Raw genomic sequence first — 20,942 nt, forward strand, 5'->3', positions numbered from 1 at the left:
CGTGAAAAGGGGCGGCATTCCCGCCCCTATTGCGTGACGTCCGGCAGGCCTTCGGGTTTGCCGACAACGACAAAGTGCAACCCGTCCGGGTCCAGCAGTTCGCCAGCCACGCGTTTGACATCGTCCACCGTCACCGCGTTGACTTGATCGTTGCGGGTGGCGATGTAATCAACCGGCAGACCCTGCATCTGCATGGCGACCATAATATTGGCAATCGGCCCGTTGCCGTCAAAACGCAGCGGATAGGCGCCTGTCAGATAGGTTTTGGCATCGGCCACTTCCTGTTCGCTTGCGCCCTCTGTTGCCATGCGGGCCCATTCATCGCGGATCACCTGAATGCTTTGGGCGATACGGGTATTGGCCGAAGCGACCGACCCCATGTAGGTGGCCGCATAATCGCGCGGCACCAGATACGAATAAACACCATAGGTCAGCCCGCGCTTTTCGCGCACTTCGGTCATCAGGCGGCTTTCAAACGACCCGCCGCCCAGAATGTGGTTCATCACATAGGCGGCAAAGAAATCATCATCATCCCGTTCGATACCTTTTTGTCCGAACAGGGCGACAGATTGCGGCGTGTCGAAATCAACCACCGTGATACCGCCCGAAAGCGTCACATCCGCGTCTTCTGGCAGGGGCGCGCCGGTGTCGGGCAGATCACCCAACAGCGTATCGATCAACTGCCCCAGTTCGTCGGGCGTGATGTCGCCCACGGCGCTGACATATAAACGGTCGCGGGCAAACACCGCCTTGTGCGCGGCCAGCAGATCGTCACGCGTAAGGGCGGCCACGCTGTTTTCCGTCCCCGACAGCGCTGAGCCATAAGGGTGATCCCCGTAGGCCATCGCGGCAAAGGCATCGCCTGCGATGTCGTTTGGGTCTTTGGCGCTGGACTGGATGTTGGCGATCACCTGCGCGCGCACCCGTTCGATCGAATCCGCATCAAAGCGCGGTTCCTTGATGGTGGAGCGCAACAGAGCCACCGCCGCATCGCGGTTTTCTGTCAGAAAGCGCGCGGAAATACCCAGTGAATCATCATCGACGCTGTAGCTGAACGACGCGGCCAGCGCCTCGGTCGCGCGGGCAAAGGCGCGTGCATCCAGATCACCGGCGCCTTCCTCAAGCAACCCCGTCATAAGATTGATCGCGCCGCGTTTGCCCGACGCATCCAGCGATGCACCGCCGGCAAAGCGGATTTCAAGCGCCACAAACGGGATCGACGGTTCCTGCACAAGCCATGCGTCAATGCCCGAAGGCGATGTGATTTCCTCGATCTTGATCTCGGCCCATGCCGGAATGGCCAGAAAGACCGTCAGAACCGCTGCCAACAGATGTTTCATTGCAGTACCCCTTCCTCGGGTCGCATCAGCCAACCGGTCACGGACGCATCACGATCAAACACATCGCGCGCCGCCTGCATGATGTCGTCTTCTGTCACGGCCTGCAGAAGGTCGGGCCACGCCTGCACATCCTCTACGGTCAGACCCGATGTAAGGGCACGACCATAGCGGTTGGCGATCCGGTCGACATTGTCACGCGCATAGATTTGCGAGGCCCGCAACTGCATCTTGATCCGGTCCAGCTGTTCGCTGTCCACGCCTGTTTGCATGAACTCGGCAATCGCCGCATCCATCGCGTCTTCGGCCTCTTGCAGGGTCACGCCGACGCTGGGCACGACCACGATGTCAAAGGTCGTGTCATCCAGCGATACACCATTGTAAAACACACCGGAATACACCGCGATCTGGCTTTCAAATTGCAGCTTTTCCGTCAGCACCGATGTTTGCCCACCGCCCAGAACCTCGCTTAGCATGGTCAGGGCCGCTGCCTTTTCCTGTGCGCCGCTGTCGCGTTCCGACGCCAGGTAGGACCGGCTGACATAGGGCTGCGCCACACGCGGATCACGCATCGTCAGACGGCGTTCGGCGCGCTGGGGCGGTTCGATTGTCCGCAGCCGCTCGGGCAGGGCCGGATTGGCAGGGATCGCGCCATAGTATTTTTCGGCCAGCATGCGCACGTTTTCGGGATCAACATCCCCCGACACCACCAGAATGGCATTATTGGGCGAATAATAAATATCGTAGAACGAAAGCGCATCGTTCAGATCAAGCGTTTCCATTTCGTGCATCCAGCCGATGATCGGCACGCCATATCTGTGATTCAGATATTGCCCCGCGCCCATCTGTTCGTTGAACAGGGATTGCGGATTGTTTTCGACGCGCTGGTTGCGTTCTTCGATGATCACATCACGTTCGGTGGCAATATCGGCTTCTGTCAGGCGGATGTTGACCATCCGGTCTGCTTCCATCTGCATCATCAGTTCAAGCCGGTCAGCGGCGACGCGCTGGAAATAGGCGGTGTAATCATAGCTGGTAAAGGCATTGTCGCGCCCGCCATTGGCGGCAACCGTCGCGGAAAGTTCGCCCGCTTCCATATTGTCGGTGGCCTTGAACAACAGATGTTCCAGGAAATGCGCAACACCGGACGCGCCTTTGGGTTCATCCGCCGATCCGGCGCGATACCATACCATATGTTGAACCACCGGCGCGCGGTGATCTTCGACCACCACAACATCCATGCCGTTATCCAGCGTGAAGTGGGTCACAAGTTCGGTGTTGTCGCTGGCGAGCGCAGGTAACGCTGCCAACCAGAGCGCTGTAAAAACAGAAATAATCCGACGCATAACCACTCCATTCACGGGATTCGGGCAGTAGGTACGCCATAATCCGCAGGGTTCAAGCTGTCCTGTCGAATTTGTGACGTCTTCAGGGCGGGGAAGACGGTGTTTTCACGCCGGCCCGGCGGAAGCTGTCCGCAACCTCGAACGGATTAAGCGCAAAGCCATCGTAAACCTTGTTGTAAAGATCAACCGGTACGATGCGTATCCGTGTGAACCGCCCGCGGTTCTTGCGGAACTGTGCATCCTCTTCCGCCAGCGACTGGCGGATGTCAGGGGCCACGCCGAACCGGCTGGCATAGGTCACGATCGCACCGTCCGAACCCGGGATCGGGCCATTTGGCGATCCGGCAGCACGCCCGCCCAGCACTGTGTTCGCGTCGTCAATCGGGCGCTGATCCACAAGGTTTGCACCGCCCGGCGTCGGGACCGGCAACGCCGTCAGCCCGGTGGGCTGTTGCAGTGGCTTCACGGTTTGCACCTGAAATTCGTCCGGTCCGCTGGAATCACTTTTCAGGTCGCGCAAACCGGTGTCTGCGCAGCCCGCCAAAACCGCGGCCGATGTAATTGCCAATACCGTACTGCGCAAAAGGCGCATTGCTGCACTCCTGACTGTTTGGAACAGGTCTAGCCTATCCGTCTTCCAAGGTCACGGGGCCTTTTTGCCGTCTTTGACAAAGAAAACCAACCCGATCGCCCCCGCAAAAATGAAAATATCCGCAACATTGAACACAAAGGGATTGCGGATGCCACAACAGGACATATTGAGAAAATCAAGCACATATCCGTACCACAGCCGGTCGATCACATTGCCCAATGCGCCACCGATCAGCAAACCGGCGCTGAAATAGCCCCAGATACCGGTTTCAGAGCGCCGTATCCAATAGGAAATCGCGGCGATAATGATCACTGCCACGGCGATCAGCACCCAACGGCTGAGGTCAGAATCCTGATCGAACAGGCCGAAATTCACGCCCCGGTTTTCACCATAGCGAAAATTCAGCAGCGGCGGCCATACATCTATGGCGCGCACCCGCGCCAGTGCCATGCCGTGGATGACCCAGTATTTGGTGATCTGATCAATCAGAACCGCCGCAAGCGCGGCCCATATCACGGTACGCATATGCCCCAAGCCGTTCACCTAGTGCCTGAAATGGCGCATGCCGGTGAACACCATCGCCAGCCCGGCCGCATCGGCTGCGGCAATCACCTCGTCATCCCGCATCGAACCGCCCGGCTGGATCAGCGCCGTTGCGCCTGCTTCGGACGCCGTGATCAACCCGTCGGCAAAGGGAAAGAACGCATCAGACGCCACAACAGACCCTACGGTCAAAGGCGCGGGCAGGCCCAGTGCCTCGGCCATGTCAATTGCCTTGCGCGCGGCGATCCGCGTACTGTCGACACGGCTCATCTGGCCGGCACCGACACCCACGGTCGCCCCGTCCTTGACGTAGACGATTGCATTGGATTTCACGTGTTTGGCCACCCGCCAGGCGAACAGCAGATCGGCCAGTTCCGCGGCACTTGGCGCGCGCTTTGTCACGACTTTCAGATCGGCGGCGTCAATATGGCCGTTGTCACGGTCCTGCACCAGCAATCCGCCCGAAACCTGCCGCACCACCTGAGCGGCGGTTCGCGGATCGGCCAGACCGTTGGTTGTCAGCAAACGCAGGTTTTTCTTTTTGCCAAAAATACGGATGGCGTCCGCATCTGCGCCGGGCGCAATCACAACTTCGGTAAAGATGCCGCTGATTTCTTCTGCCGTGGCCCCGTCCAGCGGCTGGTTCAGCGCGATGATCCCGCCAAAGGCGCTGGTGCGGTCACAATCAAAGGCGCGCCCGTAGGCCTGCGCCAGCGTCTCCCCCGTGGCCACACCGCAGGGATTGGCGTGTTTCACGATCACGCAGGCCGGGCCGTTTTCCGGGGCAAATTCACTGACCAGTTCAAAGGCGGCATCGGTGTCGTTGATATTGTTATAGGACAGTTCCTTGCCCTGATGCTGTGTGGCGCTTGCCGCGCTGGGTGCGGTGCTGCCATCGGTGTAGAACGCCGCAGACTGATGCGGGTTTTCACCATAGCGCAGGGTTTGCGCCAGCGTGCCGGCAAAGACACGGCGACGCGGCGCAGGATCGTTCAGAGCCGAGGCCATCCATGTCGACACAGCGGCATCATAGGCTGCGGTTCGGGCATAGGCGGTCTGGGCCAGTTTCTGGCGGAAGGCATAAGGTGTTGCGCCTGCACCGGACGACATTTCATCCAGCAAGGCCGCGTAATCGGCGACATCGACGACCACGTTCACAAAGCGGTGGTTCTTGGCAGCGGCACGAATCATCGCGGGGCCGCCGATATCGATATTTTCGATGCAGGTGTCATAGTCGGCACCTTGCGCCACGGTTGCCTCGAACGGGTAAAGATTGACGACCAGCAGGTCGATCGCGCCGATACCATGTTCGGCCATGGCGCTTTGGTGTTCGGCATTGTCGCGCAGCGCCAGCAATCCGCCATGTACCGCCGGATGCAGGGTTTTGACACGGCCATCCATCATTTCGGGAAAGCCGGTAATCTCGGCCACGTCCGTTACATCCAGACCCGCCGCGCGCAGGGCCGCTGCAGTGCCGCCGGTACTCAACAATTCGACCTGCTGTGCGGCCAGCGCCTGCCCCAGTTCGATCAGCCCGGTTTTGTCAGAAACAGAAAGCAGGGCGCGGCGGATAGGGATCAGGTCGGTCATTCAGGTGTCCTTAGAGGCTTAGTCGATATCATCAGGGTCGTTCTGTTTCAGGTCGCGCACCGCGATTGCGGTGTCTTGCGCCTTGGACAGGGACCAGCGTATGCGCGTCGCATACTCGATTGCGCGACCAGATAGAACGATCTGTTTTGTCGCGCGTGGTTTCAGACGGCCATATTCAAGATAAACGCTTGGATCCAAGGACAGTTTAAAAGATCCATCATGCCGGAATACCCAGATTTCACCGCTTTTAAGCGCCATCGACACAGCCGACCCACCCAGATCCAGGGCCGCATCCACTTCGGGGTGCAAATGGAACCGGATGTCAAAACCGACGCCCTTCAACGCAGATTTTTCCAGCGCCATGTCAAAGCTTTTCATGCTGCTGTCATCAATTGCCAGCAACATGTCCTCGCCCACCACACCGCGGCCATCAAAGGTCATTTCCAGAATGCGCGCATGGGTCAGACCGTGGGTCGGCACATAGCCGTCATGACCGCTTTCCAGCCGCATACCATCGGACGCAAGCGACATTTCAATCGGCACATGCCGGGGCGCATCTATCAGTGCCTCTTGCTGCTCTCCGCGCGTCAGGCTGCCCAGCCGCGCGCTGGAATAGCCATCAAGGCACAGGGTGGAATGGGAAGGCGTTGCGCGCCCGGCCCGGCGCCAATCGGCCCCGAAAGACCCGCCCGAGCCGCAGTTCACCACAAGAGGGCGGCGCCCCGATGTCAGTTCGAAAGCCAGAGTTGATGCGTGCGCGTTGTAAGACGCCTTGCCCTTGGGTGGCGGGCTGGCATCCATGATCACGCTGGTGCGCCCGCCCGACAGACGTGCGTATCCCATCGACATGCCGTCAGGGTGCCGGGTTTTGACATGGCTGGCGGCCAGCGCGTGATCAAGCCAGCCTTCCAATCCGCGCCCGCCGCCGTGAAAGCGCGCCAGTCCGCCATCGCTGTGGCGCAGGGTGCGCAAACTTGGGGCGATCCGTTCAATCGCGGCGATGTGGCCCGCTGGCAATTCCCGCCCCGCTTCGCCAAGTGCGGCTGCCGCCCATGTCAGCAAGGTGAACACATCCAGCAATTCTTCGGGGTTGCGGGTGGGCAGGCCGCCTTGTTCATCGATCTGGCTGGCGCATTCCCGCGCCAGTGCGCGAATGGCCGGTTCTGCCCGTGATTCCATTCCTTCAAGCGACATGCCCGCATAGATCAGACCGGTCAGCGCCTCGAACCGGGGCAAACCCGGCGCGGCGCTGTGCCAGCGTCGGGACAGAAACCGGGTCTGATGCGCGAGTGACGTGAAGAACGCATCGCTTTGCGCCGAATCCTGCCCCCGCAACAGAAAAATCGCGTGGTTGATCCATCGGATCAGGCGGCGCCCTGTCAAATCCGGCGACCAGCCCGGCCCCGTTCCGTTGCCATAGCGTTCGATCCAGCCCCAAAGCCAGTTCTGTGCCCTTAACCGTGCCGCGCCATCGCCAACGGCGGCCAGATCGTCCAGCCAGCCGAAACCATGCAATTCCTTTTCATAAGCGCGATCCGGCGAACGCTGATCCCACACGTCACCATTGGGTGCTTCGATCAGGTATCCGGCAAACAGGCAGTTGCCCGCAACCAGTTGCCTGCCACGCGCAAAACTGCCGATGGTGCGCGGTTCGGGTTGCGACACAAAGCCTTTGGCCGCTTTTGAACGCGCTGCAAGACGCGCGTAAAAGCGGTTCATGAATTGCGTGCGCCGCACCGAAAAACGTTCTGGTCTGGACATCTGCTTGCCTCATACGCTCTGCTGGCGTTTGGCGTATGTTACTGTGCTATCGGGTCAGTGTCACCGATCAAGATAACAATCGTGCAAATCCGCTTGGCGGTCATCCGCCCATCTTGCGCAGACGCGCCATATAAAACCCATCCATTCCGCCCTGTGCGGCCCAGTAATCGGGGCGCAGACGCAGCCCGCCCTCGGATGTGATCCAGCCCGGATCGACACCGTCAATGTCCAGCGCAGCGCGATCAACCTGCATGTCGCTGTGACGGGCAAGTGCCTCTTCGATCTGCACTTCGCCTTCGTCGGGAAGCAGTGAACAGGTGCAAAACACCATGCGCCCGCCGGGTTTCAGAAGGGTCCACATGTGGTCGATCATCCGTGATTGCAGATCAATCAGCGCGCCAAATTCCGATCCGTCCTTGGCAAAGGGCAGATCGGGGTGGCGCCGGATGGTGCCGGTGGCCGAACAGGGCGCATCCAGAAGAATGGCGTCATAAAGGCCGCCGTGGGTCATCCCGTCAGCAACAACAAGATCGGCCTTCAAACCAGTGCGGTCCAGATTGTCCTGCACGCGGGCCATACGCGCGGCGGAATCATCGACCGCCGTGACCTGTGCGCCGCTAGCCGCGATCTGCATGGTTTTGCCTCCCGGTGCGGCGCACATATCCAGTACGGTTTCGCCTGCTTGCGGCGACAGAATACGCACGGCCAAGGCCGCTGCCGTGTCCTGCACCCACCAATCGCCTTGCGCATATCCGGCCAAGGTCGTCACTTGCCCCGCATCTGCCACCCGCACCGAACCGGTGGGCAGGACGATACCGTTCACAGCAGTGGCCACGGCCTGCGGGTCGGTCCGCGCCGTCAAATCCAGTGGCGCGCCCGCAAAATGGGCCGCCTCGATGGCGGCGACGGTTGCGCTGCCCCACGCCTCAACCAGGGGCACGCGCAGCCATTTGGGCAGGCGCGGCAACCGCAGTGCGGCCCATGCATCGGGGCCATCGGCGGCAATCTTGCGAAGAACGGCGTTAACCAGACCTTTGAGCTTGGCATTGCGACGGTCGGCGCCAACAACTTCGACTAGCGCATTGACGACACCATGCGCCGCGCCGCCCTGACACAGTTCGACCGTGCCCAGACGCAGCGCATTGCGCACCGTCAGCGCAGGGGGTTTGCGCAGGTGCTTGTGCAATAGACGATCCGCGCGTTCCAGACCGCGCAATGAGTCCAGCGCCAACCGTTGTGCGCGGGCGCGATCATCGGGGGGCAATCGATCCAGCGCGCCGGCCCCGACCAGTTCGGGCAGCAGGCGGCCCTGTCCCAGTATCTGGTCCAGCAGATATATGGCACTGCGTCGCGCGGCGACGCCGGTGTCTGAAGCTGTTGGTGGTTTGGCCATCACTGCGCGCCTTTTTGGTGCCTTGCCCAAGTCGGACGGGCGCATATATCAAGGGCACAGCGCAAAAGGAACCCCGAGATGGCCGACGACACACCCGAAAATGATGCACTGCCCCCCGCCGCACAGCGCGCTCTTGCCGAGGCCGAAGCGCGTCGTGCCGCAGCAAAAGATGAAAAGCTTCCCAAGGAACTTGGTGGGCGCGACGGGCCGGAACCCGTCCGCTATGGAGATTGGGAAAAAAAAGGGATTGCGATAGACTTCTGACGCAATCGCCGACTCTTATTTCAGGCGGAACGTCGCGGAATCGCCTGTGCCTTTGTCCGAGATAAATCGCACTCGGCCCTCTTTGACCTCGACCGCCTGACAATTGTAACCCAGATCGCTGCCGCCCCAATTGATGTCGCGGCAGAAATAACCGTCCTGCCAGCTCCAGGTACCATTCACGGCCCAGCGTGCGCCTTTACCGGTGATCTTGCCGTTTGGATCAACCTCAAGATTAACAAGTGGCAGGGTCAGTTGCTTGCCGCTGATCAGCCTTACGAAATCATCGCGCTGGTCGACCTTGGCAAAATCGGCAAAGGCAGGTGCAGCCGCGAAAACAGTGGCGAATGCGATGGCAAGTGAACGGATCATGTCAAACCTCAACCAAGTTATTTACACTGGGATACGGCCTACGGGCCGCATTGGATCACTTGCCGTAAAATATTTGCTAGAGTCCAAGCACGTCAAGCATATCATATTGGCCCGGGCCCTTGTCCTGCCCCCAAATGGCAGCTTTTAGCGCACCGCGGGCAAAGACCGAGCGGTCGCTTGCCATATGGCGCAGGATGATGCGTTCGCCCATCGCGGCAAACATCACATCATGTTCGCCGATAATATCGCCGCCCCGCACCACGGCAAAGCCGATATCGCCCCGTTTGCGCGCGCCCGTCATGCCATCGCGGGCGCGATCGGAGACATCCCCCAGTTCGACACCGCGCCCGTCTGCCGCCGCCTGCCCCAGCATCAGGGCGGTGCCGGATGGCGCATCGACCTTTTGATTGTGGTGCGCTTCGATAATTTCGATATCGTAATCATCATCCAGCGCGGCGGCGACCTTGCGGGTCAGTTGTGTCAGCAGGTTGACACCAAGGCTCATGTTGCCGGCGCGGATGATCACGGCATGGCGCGCCGCCGGTTCAAGACGGGCCACCTGCTCGGGCGTCATCCCGGTGGTGCCGATCACGTGCACCGCACGGGCCTGTGCGGCAAGCGCGGCAAATTCCAGCGTTGCCTCGGGCGCGGTAAAATCGATCACGGCCTGTGCGCGGGCAAACGCGTCCAGCGGGTCATGTTCTACAGGGACATCCAGCGGGCTGCGCCCCATGGCAACACCAACGTCCTGACCGATCCAGTCGTGGCCCTTGCGTTCGATCGCCCCGACCAGACGCACTTTGTCACTGGACAGGATCGTTTCGATCAGCATCTGGCCCATACGGCCCGATGCTCCTGTCACGACGATACCCGGCAACTCGCTCATGTGGTGTTCCTTTCGCTGCGTTGCGCCTTGTCTAGCGAAGCGCGCAGCGCTTGGCAAAGGCTGCGCAAACCCTTAGATGGGCCCTATGGCAAAGAACAAGTTTCATGATGGCCCCGGCCCGTCGCAACGGCAACTGCGTGTTGGCGAACTGATCCGCAGAACCTTGTCCGAGGTTCTGGCACGCGGTGACGTGCACGATCCCGATCTGAACCGCATGTCCATCACCGTGGGCGAGGTGCGCACCTCGCCTGATTTGCGCATCGCAACCGCCTATGTGCTGCCCCTCGGTGGCAAGGGGCAGGATGAAGTGATCAAGCTGCTGGCACGCAACAAGGGCGAACTGCGCCGAGCGGTGTCCAAGAAGCTGGCCCTGAAATTCGCGCCTGACCTTCGGTTCCAGCTGGATGAAACATTCGACCGGATGGATGACACCCGCAGGATGCTGAATCAGGACAATGTGCGCCGCGACACAGAAACACCGGACACATCGGAATGAAAGCGGCGCCAACATTGCTGGCACTTATGATGTGGGCCACGCCTGCGCTGGCGGATGTGTGCAACGATGTGACCTATCTGGATGTGCCCTATACGATTTGCGAAGCTGACCTGACGCAAAGCGACATGCGTCTGTTCCTTTATGCCGAGGGCGGCGCACCTTACGGGCATTTTTCTACAATCAACCGGCATCTGGCCGAGCAGAACCTGCAACTGGGGTTCGCGATGAATGCCGGAATGTACCACGAAGATCGCGCGCCAGTCGGGCATTATGTAGAAAACGGGCGCGAACAGATGCGGGTGATCACCAATGCCGGACCGGGCAATTTCGGGCTTTTGCCCAACGGGGTCTTCTGCATCCGGAAGGGCCGCGCCGATGTGATCGAAACGCTGCGCTTTGTCGAAGAAACGCCCGACTGCAGGTTTGCCACGCAATCCGGCCCGATGCTGGTGATTGATGGCGAACTGCACCCGCGGTTCCTGCCTGACAGCACGTCTCGCTATATTCGCAACGGGGTGGGCACCAGTGCCGATGGCACACGCGCGGTCTTTGCAATTTCAAGCGTGCCGGTCACCTTTCACGAATTCGGTGAGCTGTTCCGCGACGGGCTGAAGCTGCCCAATGCGCTGTATTTCGACGGTAACATTTCGCGGCTTTATGCACCCGATCTTGAACGCAACGATGCAGGGTTCAGGCTGGGCCCGATCGTGGGCACCGTCGTGCCGCTGGAACAATAGCGGCCGCGCGCGAATTGACGGCACCTTACCGCGGCGTGTAAGGGCGCAGCCGGACCACCGAACCTTACATCAACTGGGCAATCTGGGACAGCACATGGCACGTAATCGCAAAGGCCGCGACATTTCCGGATGGGTTGTGATCGACAAACCGGCAGGACCGACTTCGACGGCTGTCGTGAACAAGGTACGCTGGGCGTTCGACGCCAAGAAGGCAGGCCATGCCGGAACGCTGGACCCCGATGCAACCGGCGTTCTGGCCGTTGCCCTGGGTGAGGCCACAAAAACCGTGCCCTACATTACCGACGCGCTGAAGGCCTATACATTCAAGATCAGGTTCGGGCAGGCCACCAATACAGATGACGCCGAGGGCGAGGTGATTGCGCAAAGCGATACACGCCCGACAGACGATCAGATCAAACAGGCGCTGTCCGGCTTTATCGGTGAAATCGAACAGGTGCCGCCGCAGTTTTCCGCTGTGAAAATCGACGGGCAGCGCGCCTATAAACTGGCGCGCGACGGCGAAACCATGGACATCGCCGCCCGCCCACTCTGGGTCGAAGAGCTGGTTCTGACGGATCGGCCCGATGCGGATCATGCGGTGTTGGAAATGACCTGTGGCAAGGGCGGCTATGTGCGCGCCATTGCCCGTGATCTGGGCAAGATGCTGGGCTGTCTGGGGCATGTCGTTTCATTGCGCCGTATCTGGTCCGGCCCGTTCGACCTAGGCGGCGCGCTGACGCTGGATACGCTTGATGCCATGGCGCGCACCCCGGACCTTGACACCTATTTGCAACCGCTGGAAATCGGGCTGGCCGATCTGCCGGAACTGCGCTGCACACCCGAGGGCGCGGTACGCCTGCGCAACGGCAACCCCGGAATGGTGATCGCATCGGATGTCGACTACGGCGAAGAATGCTGGGCATCGCTGGACGGGCGCGCCGTGGCAGTGGGTGTCTACAAGGCCGGTGAATTGCATCCCAGCCGTGTGTTTCTGCCCGCGTCCTGATGGGATTGTTTCAATCGCTGCCGCAAACCCGGCAGTATCTGTAACGCGGTTCACGCAGACGTCAGACAATCGCGGGCTTTGTGTCAGATCGTGTTTCAAAACACCCCACAAGGATCATAGGACCGTGACAATGCGCGCAATCCAACATGGGCGCGCACATCTTGGGGATGACACACCAACCTGTCTGAACCGGAGAACCCGACATGAACCGAACCCTTGCCACAGTCCTGACTGCCGGTGCCTTTGCCACACTGGCCTTTGATGCCTTCGGGCAAGCCATCAGCCCCTTGCTGGGATACGCCAAACTGGCCCCTGTGGGGTTGGCGGGCGCATCGCTGAAAACCATTTTCGGAGCCAACCCGCCCGGCGCTGCGCATTTGCTGCATCTGGTGACGGGACTGGTGTTTTACGCGGTTGGTTACTTTGCCATCGCCCGCCCGGTTCAACGCGCGATCCTGCCGGCGCTGCCGTGGATGGTAACGGCGGTTGTCTACGGTGTCGTGCTTTGGGTTTTCGCGCTGTATGTCATGGCGCATCTTGTGGTCGGAAACCCGCCATTTCTGGGCTGGGGTGGCATCACATGGGTCGCACTGTGGGGCCATATTGTCTATGCGCTTGTTGCCGCCTGGATCATGGAAACGCGCGGTGCGATTCTGAACCTGTCGCGCCTGCGCGCCGCCACGACAATCTGATCCGGCACAGTTCCTGACGCCGGATCGGCACCGGCCGCCCCTTGCCTAAGGGGGCGGCCCCCTTCATTGGCGTTGAACCCTGCGCGCAGCAATGTCACAACAGGGCGCATGATCACACGCACCCATACCAAGGGCGACGCGCCCTCTGTGGCCGTCTATTCGGATTGCGAGCGGTACCGCTATAGCCTGACCCGCATTTGGGATCATTCCGGCAAGCGGGTCATGTTCGTGATGCTTAACCCGTCCACCGCCACCGAAGTGCAGAATGATCCAACCGTGGAACGCTGCGAGCGACGGGCGCGGGCGCTGGGATTTGGCGGCTTTCGCGTCACCAATATCTTTGCATGGCGCGACACCGATCCGCGCCAGATGCGGGCCGCACAGGATCCGGTGGGGCCGGAAAACGATGCGGCCATAATTGAAGGGTGCCGCTGGGCCGATCAGGTCGTCGCGGCCTGGGGGACACATGGCGCGCATCTGGGACGCGGGGCGCAAATGGCCGCCCTGTTGCACAACACCGGCACACCGGTGTTCCATCTGGGGTTAAGCAAGGATGGCCACCCCAAACATCCGCTGTACATTGCCTATGCTCGGCATCCCGAACGCTGGGGCATCATGAACGGAGCCGACACATGAGCGAAGAAACGCAACAGGACATGCCAACCGCCGAGGCGATGAACCGGATGTCAGAGGCATTGGAGACGCTGAACAGCCACCGGTTTTTCAAGGTCAACAATTCGTTCTGGCGCATGTTGTGGTTTCAACTTGCCCGCGGCCTTGCCTTTGGTCTGGGCACCGCGCTGGGCGCCAGTCTGCTGGTGTCTGTGGTTGCGTGGTGGTTAAGCCAGGTGGAATTCGTACCAATTCTCGGCGACTGGGCGTCACAAATCCTCGAGTCGATGGATACGACGCAGCAATAAGGCGGCAGGCAGGGTTAACCTGCGTTAACCATCTGATACTATTACGTTTGACCGCGCCACACGCGTCGTGCGTTAACTCCGGCGGGTGGGTGGCGTTGTGGGATGCGTATCATGTTTTTGCTTGCCGGGTTGCTGGGCCTTGTTGCCGTCGGGTCTGTGATGCTGGTGCCAACCGGCGACGATCCGGATACCCCGGAAACAGACCCGGACCAGCTGTTGCCCGAGGACGGAGCCATTATTTCCGGTACGGCAAGTGCCGACATTTTGCAGGGTATGGGCGGGAACGACCAGATCAACGGCTACGCCAGCGATGACCATATTTCAGGCGGGCCGAGCGACGATCATCTGTTCGGCGATGTCGGGAACGACACGCTTGACGGAGACGCCGGAAACGATGTTCTGCACGGGCAGAACGGGCAGGACACATTGCGCGGTGGCGATGATCAGGACCAGCTCTACGGCCAAAACGGCAATGACAATCTGCTTGGCGGTGCGGACAGCGATGTTCTGGTGGGTGGCGACGGGCAGGACCACCTGTACGGCGGTAGTGGAAATGACGCGCTTCACGGCGGATTGGGCGACGACACCCTGATTGGCGCAGACGGGCAGGACACAATATTCGGCGGTTGGGGAAATGACGTTCTGTCAGGCGTGCAGGATGAGGCACAATCAAACGGCGGGGCAGGCCGCGATTTTCTGAACGGGGGCGGCGGGGACGACACGATACTGGCCGGGCGCGACGATGTTGTAACGGCGGGCGACGGGGACGATACAATCGTACTGGGCGACTGGATTACCGGCGGACAGCCCGCAAGCATTGTCGATTATCACCCGCAGGACGATCAGATCATCGTGGTTTGGGATGATGCCACTGCCGCCGCGCCGCATCTGGACATTGTAAGGGATGCAGACCAGCCACAGGACGCGCTTATTCTGCTGGGCGGTCAGGCAATCGCCCAAGTCAGTGATGCGCCCGATCTGGACGCGGATGCCATTATCCTGATCGCACAGAGTCAGGTTCTGGAAGGCGCGGCATCCCCCGCGCTGCTGGCGCTTTTCCAGATGGGCTAGCGACTATTTCGCGAACCGCAACAGAACCGCGCCAAACAACGTGATCATCGTCGACAGCACTTTGGCCAGATCAAGACGTTCCTTCAGAAATCCGACACCGATCAGAAGTGCGAACACGATACTGGTTTCACGCAGCGCCGTAACAAGCGCGATGGGGGCCTGCGTGAACGCCCAGATCACCAGCGCATAGGCAATGAAAGACGCACAGCCCCCCACCGCGAAAGTGCGCAGGGCGGTTATAAACACGCGTGGCAGAATGCGCGGTGCCGACAGGGCAGTAAAGGCAGCAAACAGGATGCCGTTGCCGATCGAAAGCCAGCCGTAAAAACCCAGTGACGTGCCCGCCAGCCGCGCCCCGATCCCGTCAACAAGGGAATAGGCCGCGATAAAGCACCCTGTGACCAGAGCCAGTTGCGCGGCGTGGATATTTCGCAACCCATCCCTTTGCCGCACAAGGCTGATACTGATGATGCCTGCCGCGATCACCGCAACGCCCAACAGCTCCATCGGTTGCAATGTGACACCCAGAAACAGGATCGAAACGCCAGTCACAATCAGTGGCGCGGCCCCACGCGCAATCGGGTAGACCTGCGTCAGATCGCCGGACCGGTAGGCACTCAACAGAAAAAACTGGTATCCCAGATGCAGCGCGATGCCAGCCGCCAGATAGGGCCAGCTGGCCGCATCGGGGAACGGCACAAAAAACACCGCACACATCGCGATGGGCATATGCCCCAGTACAACGGCACACATCGAAAGATGTTTGTCCGCCCCGCCCTTGACCAGACTGTTCCAAAGCGCGTGCAACGCCGCGGCCAGCAGAACGGCAACAAAGACAATCGGTTCCATCTGGCGCTCCTCTGGCCCTAGGCGGAAACGATGGCCCATCAGATTAAAAACGTCCACCCAGATGCAAGAACGCGCTGACACAATACCGGCAAGACGACCCGCAGCAGACAGATCAGCAATAACCCTTTGCAAAGAGCGGTTTTATCTCTTATACGGCCGCATCTGCCACAGATTCTGTTTGCGGCGGGTATTCTCCACGGGCCTGAGCTGGACGACATCCCGGCCTGCGCCATTCATATCAACCTTTTCAAAAGGAGACCCCGATGTCGATTACTGCCGAAGAAAAAGCACGTGTCATGAAAGAATATGCAACCAAAGAAGGCGATACAGGTTCGCCCGAAGTTCAGGTTGCCATCCTCAGCTCGCGTATTGCCACGCTGACAGAGCATTTCAAGACACACAAGAAAGACAACCACGGCCGCCGTGGTCTGTTGAAAATGGTCGCCCTGCGCCGCAAATTGCTGGATTACACCAAGGCAAAAGACGAAGCGCGCTATCAGGATCTGATCAAGCGTCTGGGCCTGCGCCGCTAAGGCCGACACCAATACGTTTTTCAAAACCGCGCGTCGCACCAGCGAGGCGCGGTTTTTCTTTGGAAGGTGGTCTTTCGCAACGTTGCGAACGTGCGGATGCACACCCTTCCCAATGGTCGAAAACTCCTGTACAGCCGCACAATCTGAAATCCGGCGCCCGGACTCCAGCGCCCGAAAAAGAAGATATCGGAGTCAGGGGGAATTCGCCCCCTATGAAAAGGCCAATGGGCCAAAACAGGAAACGTAGATGTTTAACGTAACAACAAAATCAATGCAGTGGGGCGAAGAAACGCTGACACTGGAAACGGGCAAAGTGGCCCGCCAGGCCGATGGATCGGTCATCGCTACGCTGGGCGAAACCAGTGTAATGGCGAACGTGACGTACGCGCGCGCTCAAAAACCCGGTCAGGATTTCTTTCCGCTGACCGTTCATTACAACGAAAAATACTATGCGGCCGGCAAAGTGCCCGGCGGCTTTTTCAAGCGCGAGGCGCGCCCGTCGGAAAAAGAGACGCTGACAAGCCGTCTGATCGACCGGCCCATTCGCCCGCTGTTTGTTCCGGGCTTTAAAAACGAAGTTCTGGTAATGTGCACCGTGCTGAGCCACGATCTGGTCAATGATCCGGATATGGTTGCGATGATCGCAGCCAGCGCCGCGCTGACCATTTCGGGTGCGCCGTTCATGGGCCCGATTGCGGCCTGCCGTGTTGGTTTCACCGAAGGCGAATACGTTCTGAACCCGACCGTGGATGACATGCACAACCTGCGCATGAACCCCGATCAGCGTCTGGATCTGGTTGTTGCCGGCACCAAAGACGCGGTGATGATGGTTGAATCAGAAGCCTACGAATTGACCGAGGCGGAAATGCTGGGCGCTGTCAAATTCGCCCATGACGCGATTCAGCCTGTGATCGACCTGATTGTCGAACTGGCCGAAGCAGCCGCGAAAGAGCCGTTCGATTTCCAACCTGTCGATTATTCCGACCTTTACGAGGCCGTGAAGAAAGCTGGCGAGAAAGACATGCGCGCCGCATTCGCCATTCAGGACAAGCAAGAGCGTACCGCCGCCGTTGCCGCCGCCCGCGAAGCCATTCTGGCATCGCTGAGCGAAGAGCAGCAGGGCGATGCGAACCTTGGTTCGTCACTGAAAAAGCTGGAAGCCAGCATTCTGCGCGGCGACGTCGTGAAAACCGGCAAGCGGATTGACGGACGTGACACCACAACCGTGCGTCCGATTGTCTGCGAAACCGGATTCCTGCCCCGCACGCACGGATCGGCCCTGTTCACCCGCGGTGAAACACAAGGCTTGGTCGTAACCACGCTGGGTACGGGCGACGATGAACAGTTCATCGACGCGCTGCACGGCAATTTCAAATCGAACTTCCTGCTGCACTATAACTTCCCCCCCTATTCGGTGGGTGAAGTGGGTCGCGTTGGCCCTCCCGGCCGTCGCGAGATTGGCCATGGCAAACTGGCGTGGCGCGCGTTGCAGGCTGTTCTGCCCGCACCGACCGATTTCCCCTACACAGTTCGGGTTGTTTCCGAGATCACCGAATCCAACGGATCGTCTTCGATGGCGTCGGTTTGTGGCGGCTCCCTTTCGATGATGGATGCCGGTGTACCGCTCAAGGCGCCGGTGGCCGGTGTTGCGATGGGCCTGATCCTTGAAGAGGACGGTTCCTATGCGATCCTGACCGATATTCTGGGTGACGAAGACCATCTGGGCGACATGGATTTCAAAGTGGCCGGAACCGAAGCAGGGATCACATCCTTGCAGATGGACATCAAGGTTGCAGGCATCACTCCCGAGATCATGGAAAAGGCACTGGCTCAGGCCAAAGACGGCCGGATCCACATTCTGGGTGAAATGTCCAAGGCGCTGACAGGGGCGGCTGATTTCAGCATCCACGCACCGCGCATTGAAACCATGCAGGTGCCCACAGACAAGATCCGCGAAGTTATCGGATCGGGTGGTAAAGTGATCCGCGAAATCGTCGAAATGTCGGGCGCCAAGGTTGATATCAACGACGACGGTATCATCAAGATCGCATCGCCCAATGCCGAAGCCATCAAAAAGGCCTATGACATGATCTATTCGATCGTGGCAGAACCGGAAGAAGGCGCGATTTACACCGGTACGGTTGTGAAGATCGTCGATTTCGGTGCCTTCGTGAACTTCTTTGGAAAACGCGATGGTCTGGTGCACGTGTCGCAGATCGAAAACCGCCGCCTGAACCACCCTTCGGACGTTCTGAAGGAAGGTCAGGAAGTCAAAGTCAAACTGCTGGGCTTTGATGATCGCGGCAAGGTGCGCCTGTCGATGAAAGTTGTCGATCAGGAAACTGGCGAAGAGATCAAGAAAGAAGAGAACGCAGCCGAATAAGCTGCCGTTTCTCTGTTAAAACAGAAAGCCCCGGTGGAAACGCCGGGGCTTTTTTTTTATGTCACCAAGCGCCGTGGCGAAGGCGTCACCCTTTGCGTGTCCGCGTCATACACGCAGGAAGTGGTGGCATGATATTTTTGCCAACAGGCCTTAATTTTTGCAATTCATCGCAAAGATTTCCCCAAGACTTTTTAATTTGCGGGACTAAAACAAATCCTACAAGCCGCACAAAGCGGCATGATGGAGGGAAATATGAAGAAACCTGTCGCGGAATTTATCGGTACATTTACCCTTGTTCTATTCGGCTGCGGAGCGGCCGTGATCGCCGGTGATCTGATCGGATTTGCCGGCATCAGTTTTGCCTTTGGTCTGGCATTGATCGGGATGGCCTATGGCATCGGCGCGGTGTCGGGATGTCATATCAATCCGGCGGTGACACTGGGCGTGGTTGCTGCCGGGCGCATGTCAATCGGCGAAGCCATTCCTTACATGATCGCGCAGGTGGCCGGTGCGATTGTAGCGGCCATGATCCTGCTGATGATCGTATCGGGCCAGGCGGGCGGATATGATACTGCGGTTTCCGGGCTTGGGCACAATGGTTGGGGTGCGGGTTACAACGGCGAATATTCCATGGGATCGGCATTTCTGTTCGAAGCGGTGGCCACATTCCTGTTTGTCGTTGTCATTCTGGGCGCCACAGGCGTTGGCGCACCGGCAGCCATGGCCGGTCTGGCCATCGGTCTGGCCCTTGTCGTGATCCATCTGGTCGGCATCAACATCACTGGCGTTTCGGTCAATCCGGCGCGGTCGATCGGGCCGGCACTGTTTGTCGGCGGAACGGCAATATCACAGCTTTGGCTGTTTATCGTCGCCCCCATCGTGGGCGCGATTGCGGCGGGTATTCTGTTCCGGTCGGGCCTGCTTGACGGGGAATAAAACCTGACAGTGTATCCTTGCGCCCGGCACAACCGCCGGGCGATTTTTTGATGTTTGCATCCAAATGGCGACCGCATTTCCGGCCATTGGGCCCAATCTGAATGCGATTTCTCATAAAGTGACCCAAGGTTATATCGCCGAATGGCTTGTTTACGGGGCGTTCGGCTTTTCCGTCCCCGGACAACTGGGAGGTTTCATGTATATTAAATCAATTACCGCCATTTTGGCGCTGTCTTTACCCACGTCCGTCTGGGCAAGCCCAATCACCGACGCATACACAAGCTTTTATACCTTTGGCGACAGCCTGAGTGATGACGGCAAGTTTCTTGCTCTTGATCCACCCAGCCTTGGTGGCCGGTTCAGCAAAGATCTGGTCTGGGCCGAACGGATCGAGGATCAGTTTATCGCCGCCGGGCGCGACACGGCAAACCTTGCCATCGGTGGCGCAACCGCAGGGGATCAGACGACACCCGCAACGCCACTGTCTACCTTTGGCGGGCAGATTGGGGCCTTTCAAACCGCGCTTGGCTTCGGGGCGCAATCGCCGGGCGACAAACCGCTGGTGTCAGTCTCGTTCGGGGCGAATGACTTGTTCGCCAGTTTCGTGCCCGATGATATCGAAGCCGCCGCAGATGCAGTGGCAAACGGTATCCGGTCGATTGCAGCAATCTCCAGCCATGCCTTTGATGATTTTCTGGTCGTGAACCTGCCCGATCTTGGCGCCACACCGGCGTATAACTTTCTGATCGCAGCCGCGGGTGGATCAGCAGATGATGTCGCAGCGGCATCCGAGGCGGCAACGACCGCAACCAACACCTTTAACACGCGTCTGGCGAAGAACATCATTGATCTGAAAGACGAAGGGCTGAACATCATCGAATGGGATTCGAACGAATTGGTGTCGGATATCATCGCAAATCCGATTTCGTTTGGCATCGCGGACACGTCGACCCCCTGCACCGTCAGTATCGGCGCGCCGCTTGATCCGACCTTCAGCAATCCGTCGCCCAACTGCGTTGATCTTAACTTGGACCCGAACCTGTTGTTGTTTGTCGATGGTGTGCACCCCAATGGCGTTGCGCATTCGTTGGCAGCCGAACGCGCGGCAAACGCAATTGCGGCCAATCTGGCTCCCGTACCGGTTCCGGCAAGTCTTCCGATGCTGCTGTCGGTTGTTGCTGTGGCCGGCTTTGCCGCACGCCGGCGCGCCAAAACCGCCTGATCCTGTCGCATCAATC

The 20,942-nt window shown here is 59.4% G+C and carries 22 protein-coding genes; 12 read left to right on the forward strand and 10 right to left on the reverse strand.

The features are described 5' to 3' along the window. Positions 1-26: 26 nt before the first annotated feature. The 7 genes from OLX72_RS05420 to OLX72_RS05450 form a co-directional block, all read right to left on the reverse strand. The gene (locus OLX72_RS05420; protein ID WP_433989976.1) at positions 27-1,340 is read right to left on the reverse strand and encodes a M16 family metallopeptidase; all 1,314 of its coding nucleotides are present in this window, start codon (positions 1,338-1,340) and stop codon (positions 27-29) included. Further along, positions 1,337-2,683, reverse strand: a complete 1,347-nt coding sequence (locus OLX72_RS05425) for a M16 family metallopeptidase (RefSeq protein ID WP_433989977.1) — start codon at positions 2,681-2,683, stop codon at positions 1,337-1,339. Before OLX72_RS05425 ends, OLX72_RS05420 begins: the two co-directional genes overlap by 4 nt. A gap of 82 nt (positions 2,684-2,765) precedes the next feature. Beyond that, entirely contained in the window at positions 2,766-3,275 is a 510-nt protein-coding gene (locus OLX72_RS05430) for a DUF3035 domain-containing protein (protein ID WP_433989978.1), read from the reverse strand. A 51-nt stretch (positions 3,276-3,326) separates the two neighbouring features. Then, on the reverse strand, positions 3,327-3,800 hold the full coding sequence (gene lspA, locus OLX72_RS05435; protein ID WP_433989979.1) for a signal peptidase II: 474 nt from the start codon (positions 3,798-3,800) through the stop codon (positions 3,327-3,329). An 18-nt stretch (positions 3,801-3,818) separates the two neighbouring features. Continuing rightward, positions 3,819-5,408 carry a bifunctional phosphoribosylaminoimidazolecarboxamide formyltransferase/IMP cyclohydrolase gene (gene purH / locus OLX72_RS05440; protein ID WP_114868589.1) on the reverse strand — a complete coding sequence of 530 codons (1,590 nt, stop codon included), beginning with the start codon at positions 5,406-5,408 and terminating at the stop codon, positions 3,819-3,821. 18 nt (positions 5,409-5,426) lie between these two features. Next, positions 5,427-7,169, reverse strand: coding sequence for a heparinase II/III family protein (locus tag OLX72_RS05445; RefSeq protein WP_433989980.1), 1,743 nt, complete (start codon positions 7,167-7,169; stop codon positions 5,427-5,429). A 100-nt stretch (positions 7,170-7,269) separates the two neighbouring features. Next, positions 7,270-8,562 carry an RsmB/NOP family class I SAM-dependent RNA methyltransferase gene (locus OLX72_RS05450; protein WP_433989981.1) on the reverse strand — a complete coding sequence of 431 codons (1,293 nt, stop codon included), beginning with the start codon at positions 8,560-8,562 and terminating at the stop codon, positions 7,270-7,272. Positions 8,563-8,640: 78 nt separating this feature from the next. Here OLX72_RS05450 and OLX72_RS05455 point away from each other — a divergent pair, with 78 nt between their 5' ends. Next, positions 8,641-8,826: a DUF1674 domain-containing protein gene (locus OLX72_RS05455; protein ID WP_114868587.1), complete on the forward strand. Its 186-nt coding sequence runs from the start codon at positions 8,641-8,643 to the stop codon at positions 8,824-8,826. A 15-nt stretch (positions 8,827-8,841) separates the two neighbouring features. Here the strand turns inward: OLX72_RS05455 and OLX72_RS05460 are convergent, their stop codons facing one another. Then, positions 8,842-9,195, reverse strand: a complete 354-nt coding sequence (locus OLX72_RS05460) for a dihydrodipicolinate reductase (protein WP_114868586.1) — start codon at positions 9,193-9,195, stop codon at positions 8,842-8,844. Between the two features lie 76 nt (positions 9,196-9,271). After that, the gene (gene dapB, locus OLX72_RS05465) at positions 9,272-10,081 is read right to left on the reverse strand and encodes a 4-hydroxy-tetrahydrodipicolinate reductase (protein WP_114868585.1); all 810 of its coding nucleotides are present in this window, start codon (positions 10,079-10,081) and stop codon (positions 9,272-9,274) included. 85 nt (positions 10,082-10,166) lie between these two features. Between dapB and rbfA the strand changes: the two genes are divergently transcribed. The 7 genes from rbfA to OLX72_RS05500 all read left to right on the forward strand — a co-directional run bounded on the left by rbfA (position 10,167) and on the right by OLX72_RS05500 (position 15,003). Then, complete coding sequence (rbfA, locus tag OLX72_RS05470) at positions 10,167-10,577, forward strand: 30S ribosome-binding factor RbfA (protein WP_114868584.1); 411 nt, start codon at positions 10,167-10,169, stop codon at positions 10,575-10,577. Then, the gene (locus OLX72_RS05475; protein WP_114868583.1) at positions 10,574-11,314 is read left to right on the forward strand and encodes a phosphodiester glycosidase family protein; all 741 of its coding nucleotides are present in this window, start codon (positions 10,574-10,576) and stop codon (positions 11,312-11,314) included. Before rbfA ends, OLX72_RS05475 begins: the two co-directional genes overlap by 4 nt. A gap of 94 nt (positions 11,315-11,408) precedes the next feature. Further along, entirely contained in the window at positions 11,409-12,320 is a 912-nt protein-coding gene (truB, locus tag OLX72_RS05480) for a tRNA pseudouridine(55) synthase TruB (RefSeq protein WP_433989982.1), read from the forward strand. A gap of 203 nt (positions 12,321-12,523) precedes the next feature. Then, a complete protein-coding gene (locus tag OLX72_RS05485) occupies positions 12,524-13,012 on the forward strand; it encodes a hypothetical protein (protein WP_114868581.1) in 489 nt (162 codons plus the stop codon). 108 nt (positions 13,013-13,120) lie between these two features. Then, the gene (locus tag OLX72_RS05490) at positions 13,121-13,648 is read left to right on the forward strand and encodes a DUF1643 domain-containing protein (protein WP_114872025.1); all 528 of its coding nucleotides are present in this window, start codon (positions 13,121-13,123) and stop codon (positions 13,646-13,648) included. After that, positions 13,645-13,932, forward strand: coding sequence for a DUF5665 domain-containing protein (locus OLX72_RS05495; RefSeq protein WP_254684676.1), 288 nt, complete (start codon positions 13,645-13,647; stop codon positions 13,930-13,932). Before OLX72_RS05490 ends, OLX72_RS05495 begins: the two co-directional genes overlap by 4 nt. A gap of 111 nt (positions 13,933-14,043) precedes the next feature. Beyond that, the gene (locus OLX72_RS05500; protein ID WP_433989983.1) at positions 14,044-15,003 is read left to right on the forward strand and encodes a calcium-binding protein; all 960 of its coding nucleotides are present in this window, start codon (positions 14,044-14,046) and stop codon (positions 15,001-15,003) included. A gap of 3 nt (positions 15,004-15,006) precedes the next feature. Here OLX72_RS05500 and OLX72_RS05505 read toward each other — a convergent pair whose 3' ends face one another. Then, positions 15,007-15,852, reverse strand: a complete 846-nt coding sequence (locus tag OLX72_RS05505) for a DMT family transporter (RefSeq protein WP_114868580.1) — start codon at positions 15,850-15,852, stop codon at positions 15,007-15,009. A 263-nt stretch (positions 15,853-16,115) separates the two neighbouring features. On the opposite strand from OLX72_RS05505, the gene rpsO reads away from it, so the two are divergent. The 4 genes from rpsO to OLX72_RS05525 all read left to right on the forward strand — a co-directional run bounded on the left by rpsO (position 16,116) and on the right by OLX72_RS05525 (position 20,926). Continuing rightward, entirely contained in the window at positions 16,116-16,385 is a 270-nt protein-coding gene (gene rpsO / locus OLX72_RS05510; protein ID WP_114868579.1) for a 30S ribosomal protein S15, read from the forward strand. A 247-nt stretch (positions 16,386-16,632) separates the two neighbouring features. Next, positions 16,633-18,768: a polyribonucleotide nucleotidyltransferase gene (gene pnp, locus OLX72_RS05515; RefSeq protein ID WP_114868578.1), complete on the forward strand. Its 2,136-nt coding sequence runs from the start codon at positions 16,633-16,635 to the stop codon at positions 18,766-18,768. A gap of 252 nt (positions 18,769-19,020) precedes the next feature. After that, complete coding sequence (locus tag OLX72_RS05520) at positions 19,021-19,704, forward strand: aquaporin (protein WP_114872022.1); 684 nt, start codon at positions 19,021-19,023, stop codon at positions 19,702-19,704. Between the two features lie 196 nt (positions 19,705-19,900). Further along, positions 19,901-20,926, forward strand: a complete 1,026-nt coding sequence (locus OLX72_RS05525; protein ID WP_433989984.1) for an SGNH/GDSL hydrolase family protein — start codon at positions 19,901-19,903, stop codon at positions 20,924-20,926. The last annotated feature ends 16 nt before the right edge of the window (positions 20,927-20,942 follow it).

Source organism: Sulfitobacter sp. TBRI5 (genome assembly GCF_051013555.1).
GTDB lineage: Bacteria > Pseudomonadota > Alphaproteobacteria > Rhodobacterales > Rhodobacteraceae > JL08.

What these genes read in the sequence shown, in the direction of transcription:
- OLX72_RS05420 (WP_433989976.1), bottom strand. Translation starts at nt 1,340, where the DNA reads ATGAAACATCTGTTGGCAGCGGTTCTGACGGTCTTTCTGGCCATTCCG.
- OLX72_RS05425 (WP_433989977.1), bottom strand. Translation starts at nt 2,683, where the DNA reads ATGCGTCGGATTATTTCTGTTTTTACAGCGCTCTGGTTGGCAGCGTTA.
- OLX72_RS05430 (WP_433989978.1), bottom strand. Translation starts at nt 3,275, where the DNA reads ATGCGCCTTTTGCGCAGTACGGTATTGGCAATTACATCGGCCGCGGTT.
- lspA (WP_433989979.1), bottom strand. Translation starts at nt 3,800, where the DNA reads ATGCGTACCGTGATATGGGCCGCGCTTGCGGCGGTTCTGATTGATCAG.
- purH (WP_114868589.1), bottom strand. Translation starts at nt 5,408, where the DNA reads ATGACCGACCTGATCCCTATCCGCCGCGCCCTGCTTTCTGTTTCTGAC.
- OLX72_RS05445 (WP_433989980.1), bottom strand. Translation starts at nt 7,169, where the DNA reads ATGTCCAGACCAGAACGTTTTTCGGTGCGGCGCACGCAATTCATGAAC.
- OLX72_RS05450 (WP_433989981.1), bottom strand. Translation starts at nt 8,562, where the DNA reads ATGGCCAAACCACCAACAGCTTCAGACACCGGCGTCGCCGCGCGACGC.
- OLX72_RS05455 (WP_114868587.1), top strand. Translation starts at nt 8,641, where the DNA reads ATGGCCGACGACACACCCGAAAATGATGCACTGCCCCCCGCCGCACAG.
- OLX72_RS05460 (WP_114868586.1), bottom strand. Translation starts at nt 9,195, where the DNA reads ATGATCCGTTCACTTGCCATCGCATTCGCCACTGTTTTCGCGGCTGCA.
- dapB (WP_114868585.1), bottom strand. Translation starts at nt 10,081, where the DNA reads ATGAGCGAGTTGCCGGGTATCGTCGTGACAGGAGCATCGGGCCGTATG.
- rbfA (WP_114868584.1), top strand. Translation starts at nt 10,167, where the DNA reads ATGGCAAAGAACAAGTTTCATGATGGCCCCGGCCCGTCGCAACGGCAA.
- OLX72_RS05475 (WP_114868583.1), top strand. Translation starts at nt 10,574, where the DNA reads ATGAAAGCGGCGCCAACATTGCTGGCACTTATGATGTGGGCCACGCCT.
- truB (WP_433989982.1), top strand. Translation starts at nt 11,409, where the DNA reads ATGGCACGTAATCGCAAAGGCCGCGACATTTCCGGATGGGTTGTGATC.
- OLX72_RS05485 (WP_114868581.1), top strand. Translation starts at nt 12,524, where the DNA reads ATGAACCGAACCCTTGCCACAGTCCTGACTGCCGGTGCCTTTGCCACA.
- OLX72_RS05490 (WP_114872025.1), top strand. Translation starts at nt 13,121, where the DNA reads ATGATCACACGCACCCATACCAAGGGCGACGCGCCCTCTGTGGCCGTC.
- OLX72_RS05495 (WP_254684676.1), top strand. Translation starts at nt 13,645, where the DNA reads ATGAGCGAAGAAACGCAACAGGACATGCCAACCGCCGAGGCGATGAAC.
- OLX72_RS05500 (WP_433989983.1), top strand. Translation starts at nt 14,044, where the DNA reads ATGTTTTTGCTTGCCGGGTTGCTGGGCCTTGTTGCCGTCGGGTCTGTG.
- OLX72_RS05505 (WP_114868580.1), bottom strand. Translation starts at nt 15,852, where the DNA reads ATGGAACCGATTGTCTTTGTTGCCGTTCTGCTGGCCGCGGCGTTGCAC.
- rpsO (WP_114868579.1), top strand. Translation starts at nt 16,116, where the DNA reads ATGTCGATTACTGCCGAAGAAAAAGCACGTGTCATGAAAGAATATGCA.
- pnp (WP_114868578.1), top strand. Translation starts at nt 16,633, where the DNA reads ATGTTTAACGTAACAACAAAATCAATGCAGTGGGGCGAAGAAACGCTG.
- OLX72_RS05520 (WP_114872022.1), top strand. Translation starts at nt 19,021, where the DNA reads ATGAAGAAACCTGTCGCGGAATTTATCGGTACATTTACCCTTGTTCTA.
- OLX72_RS05525 (WP_433989984.1), top strand. Translation starts at nt 19,901, where the DNA reads ATGTATATTAAATCAATTACCGCCATTTTGGCGCTGTCTTTACCCACG.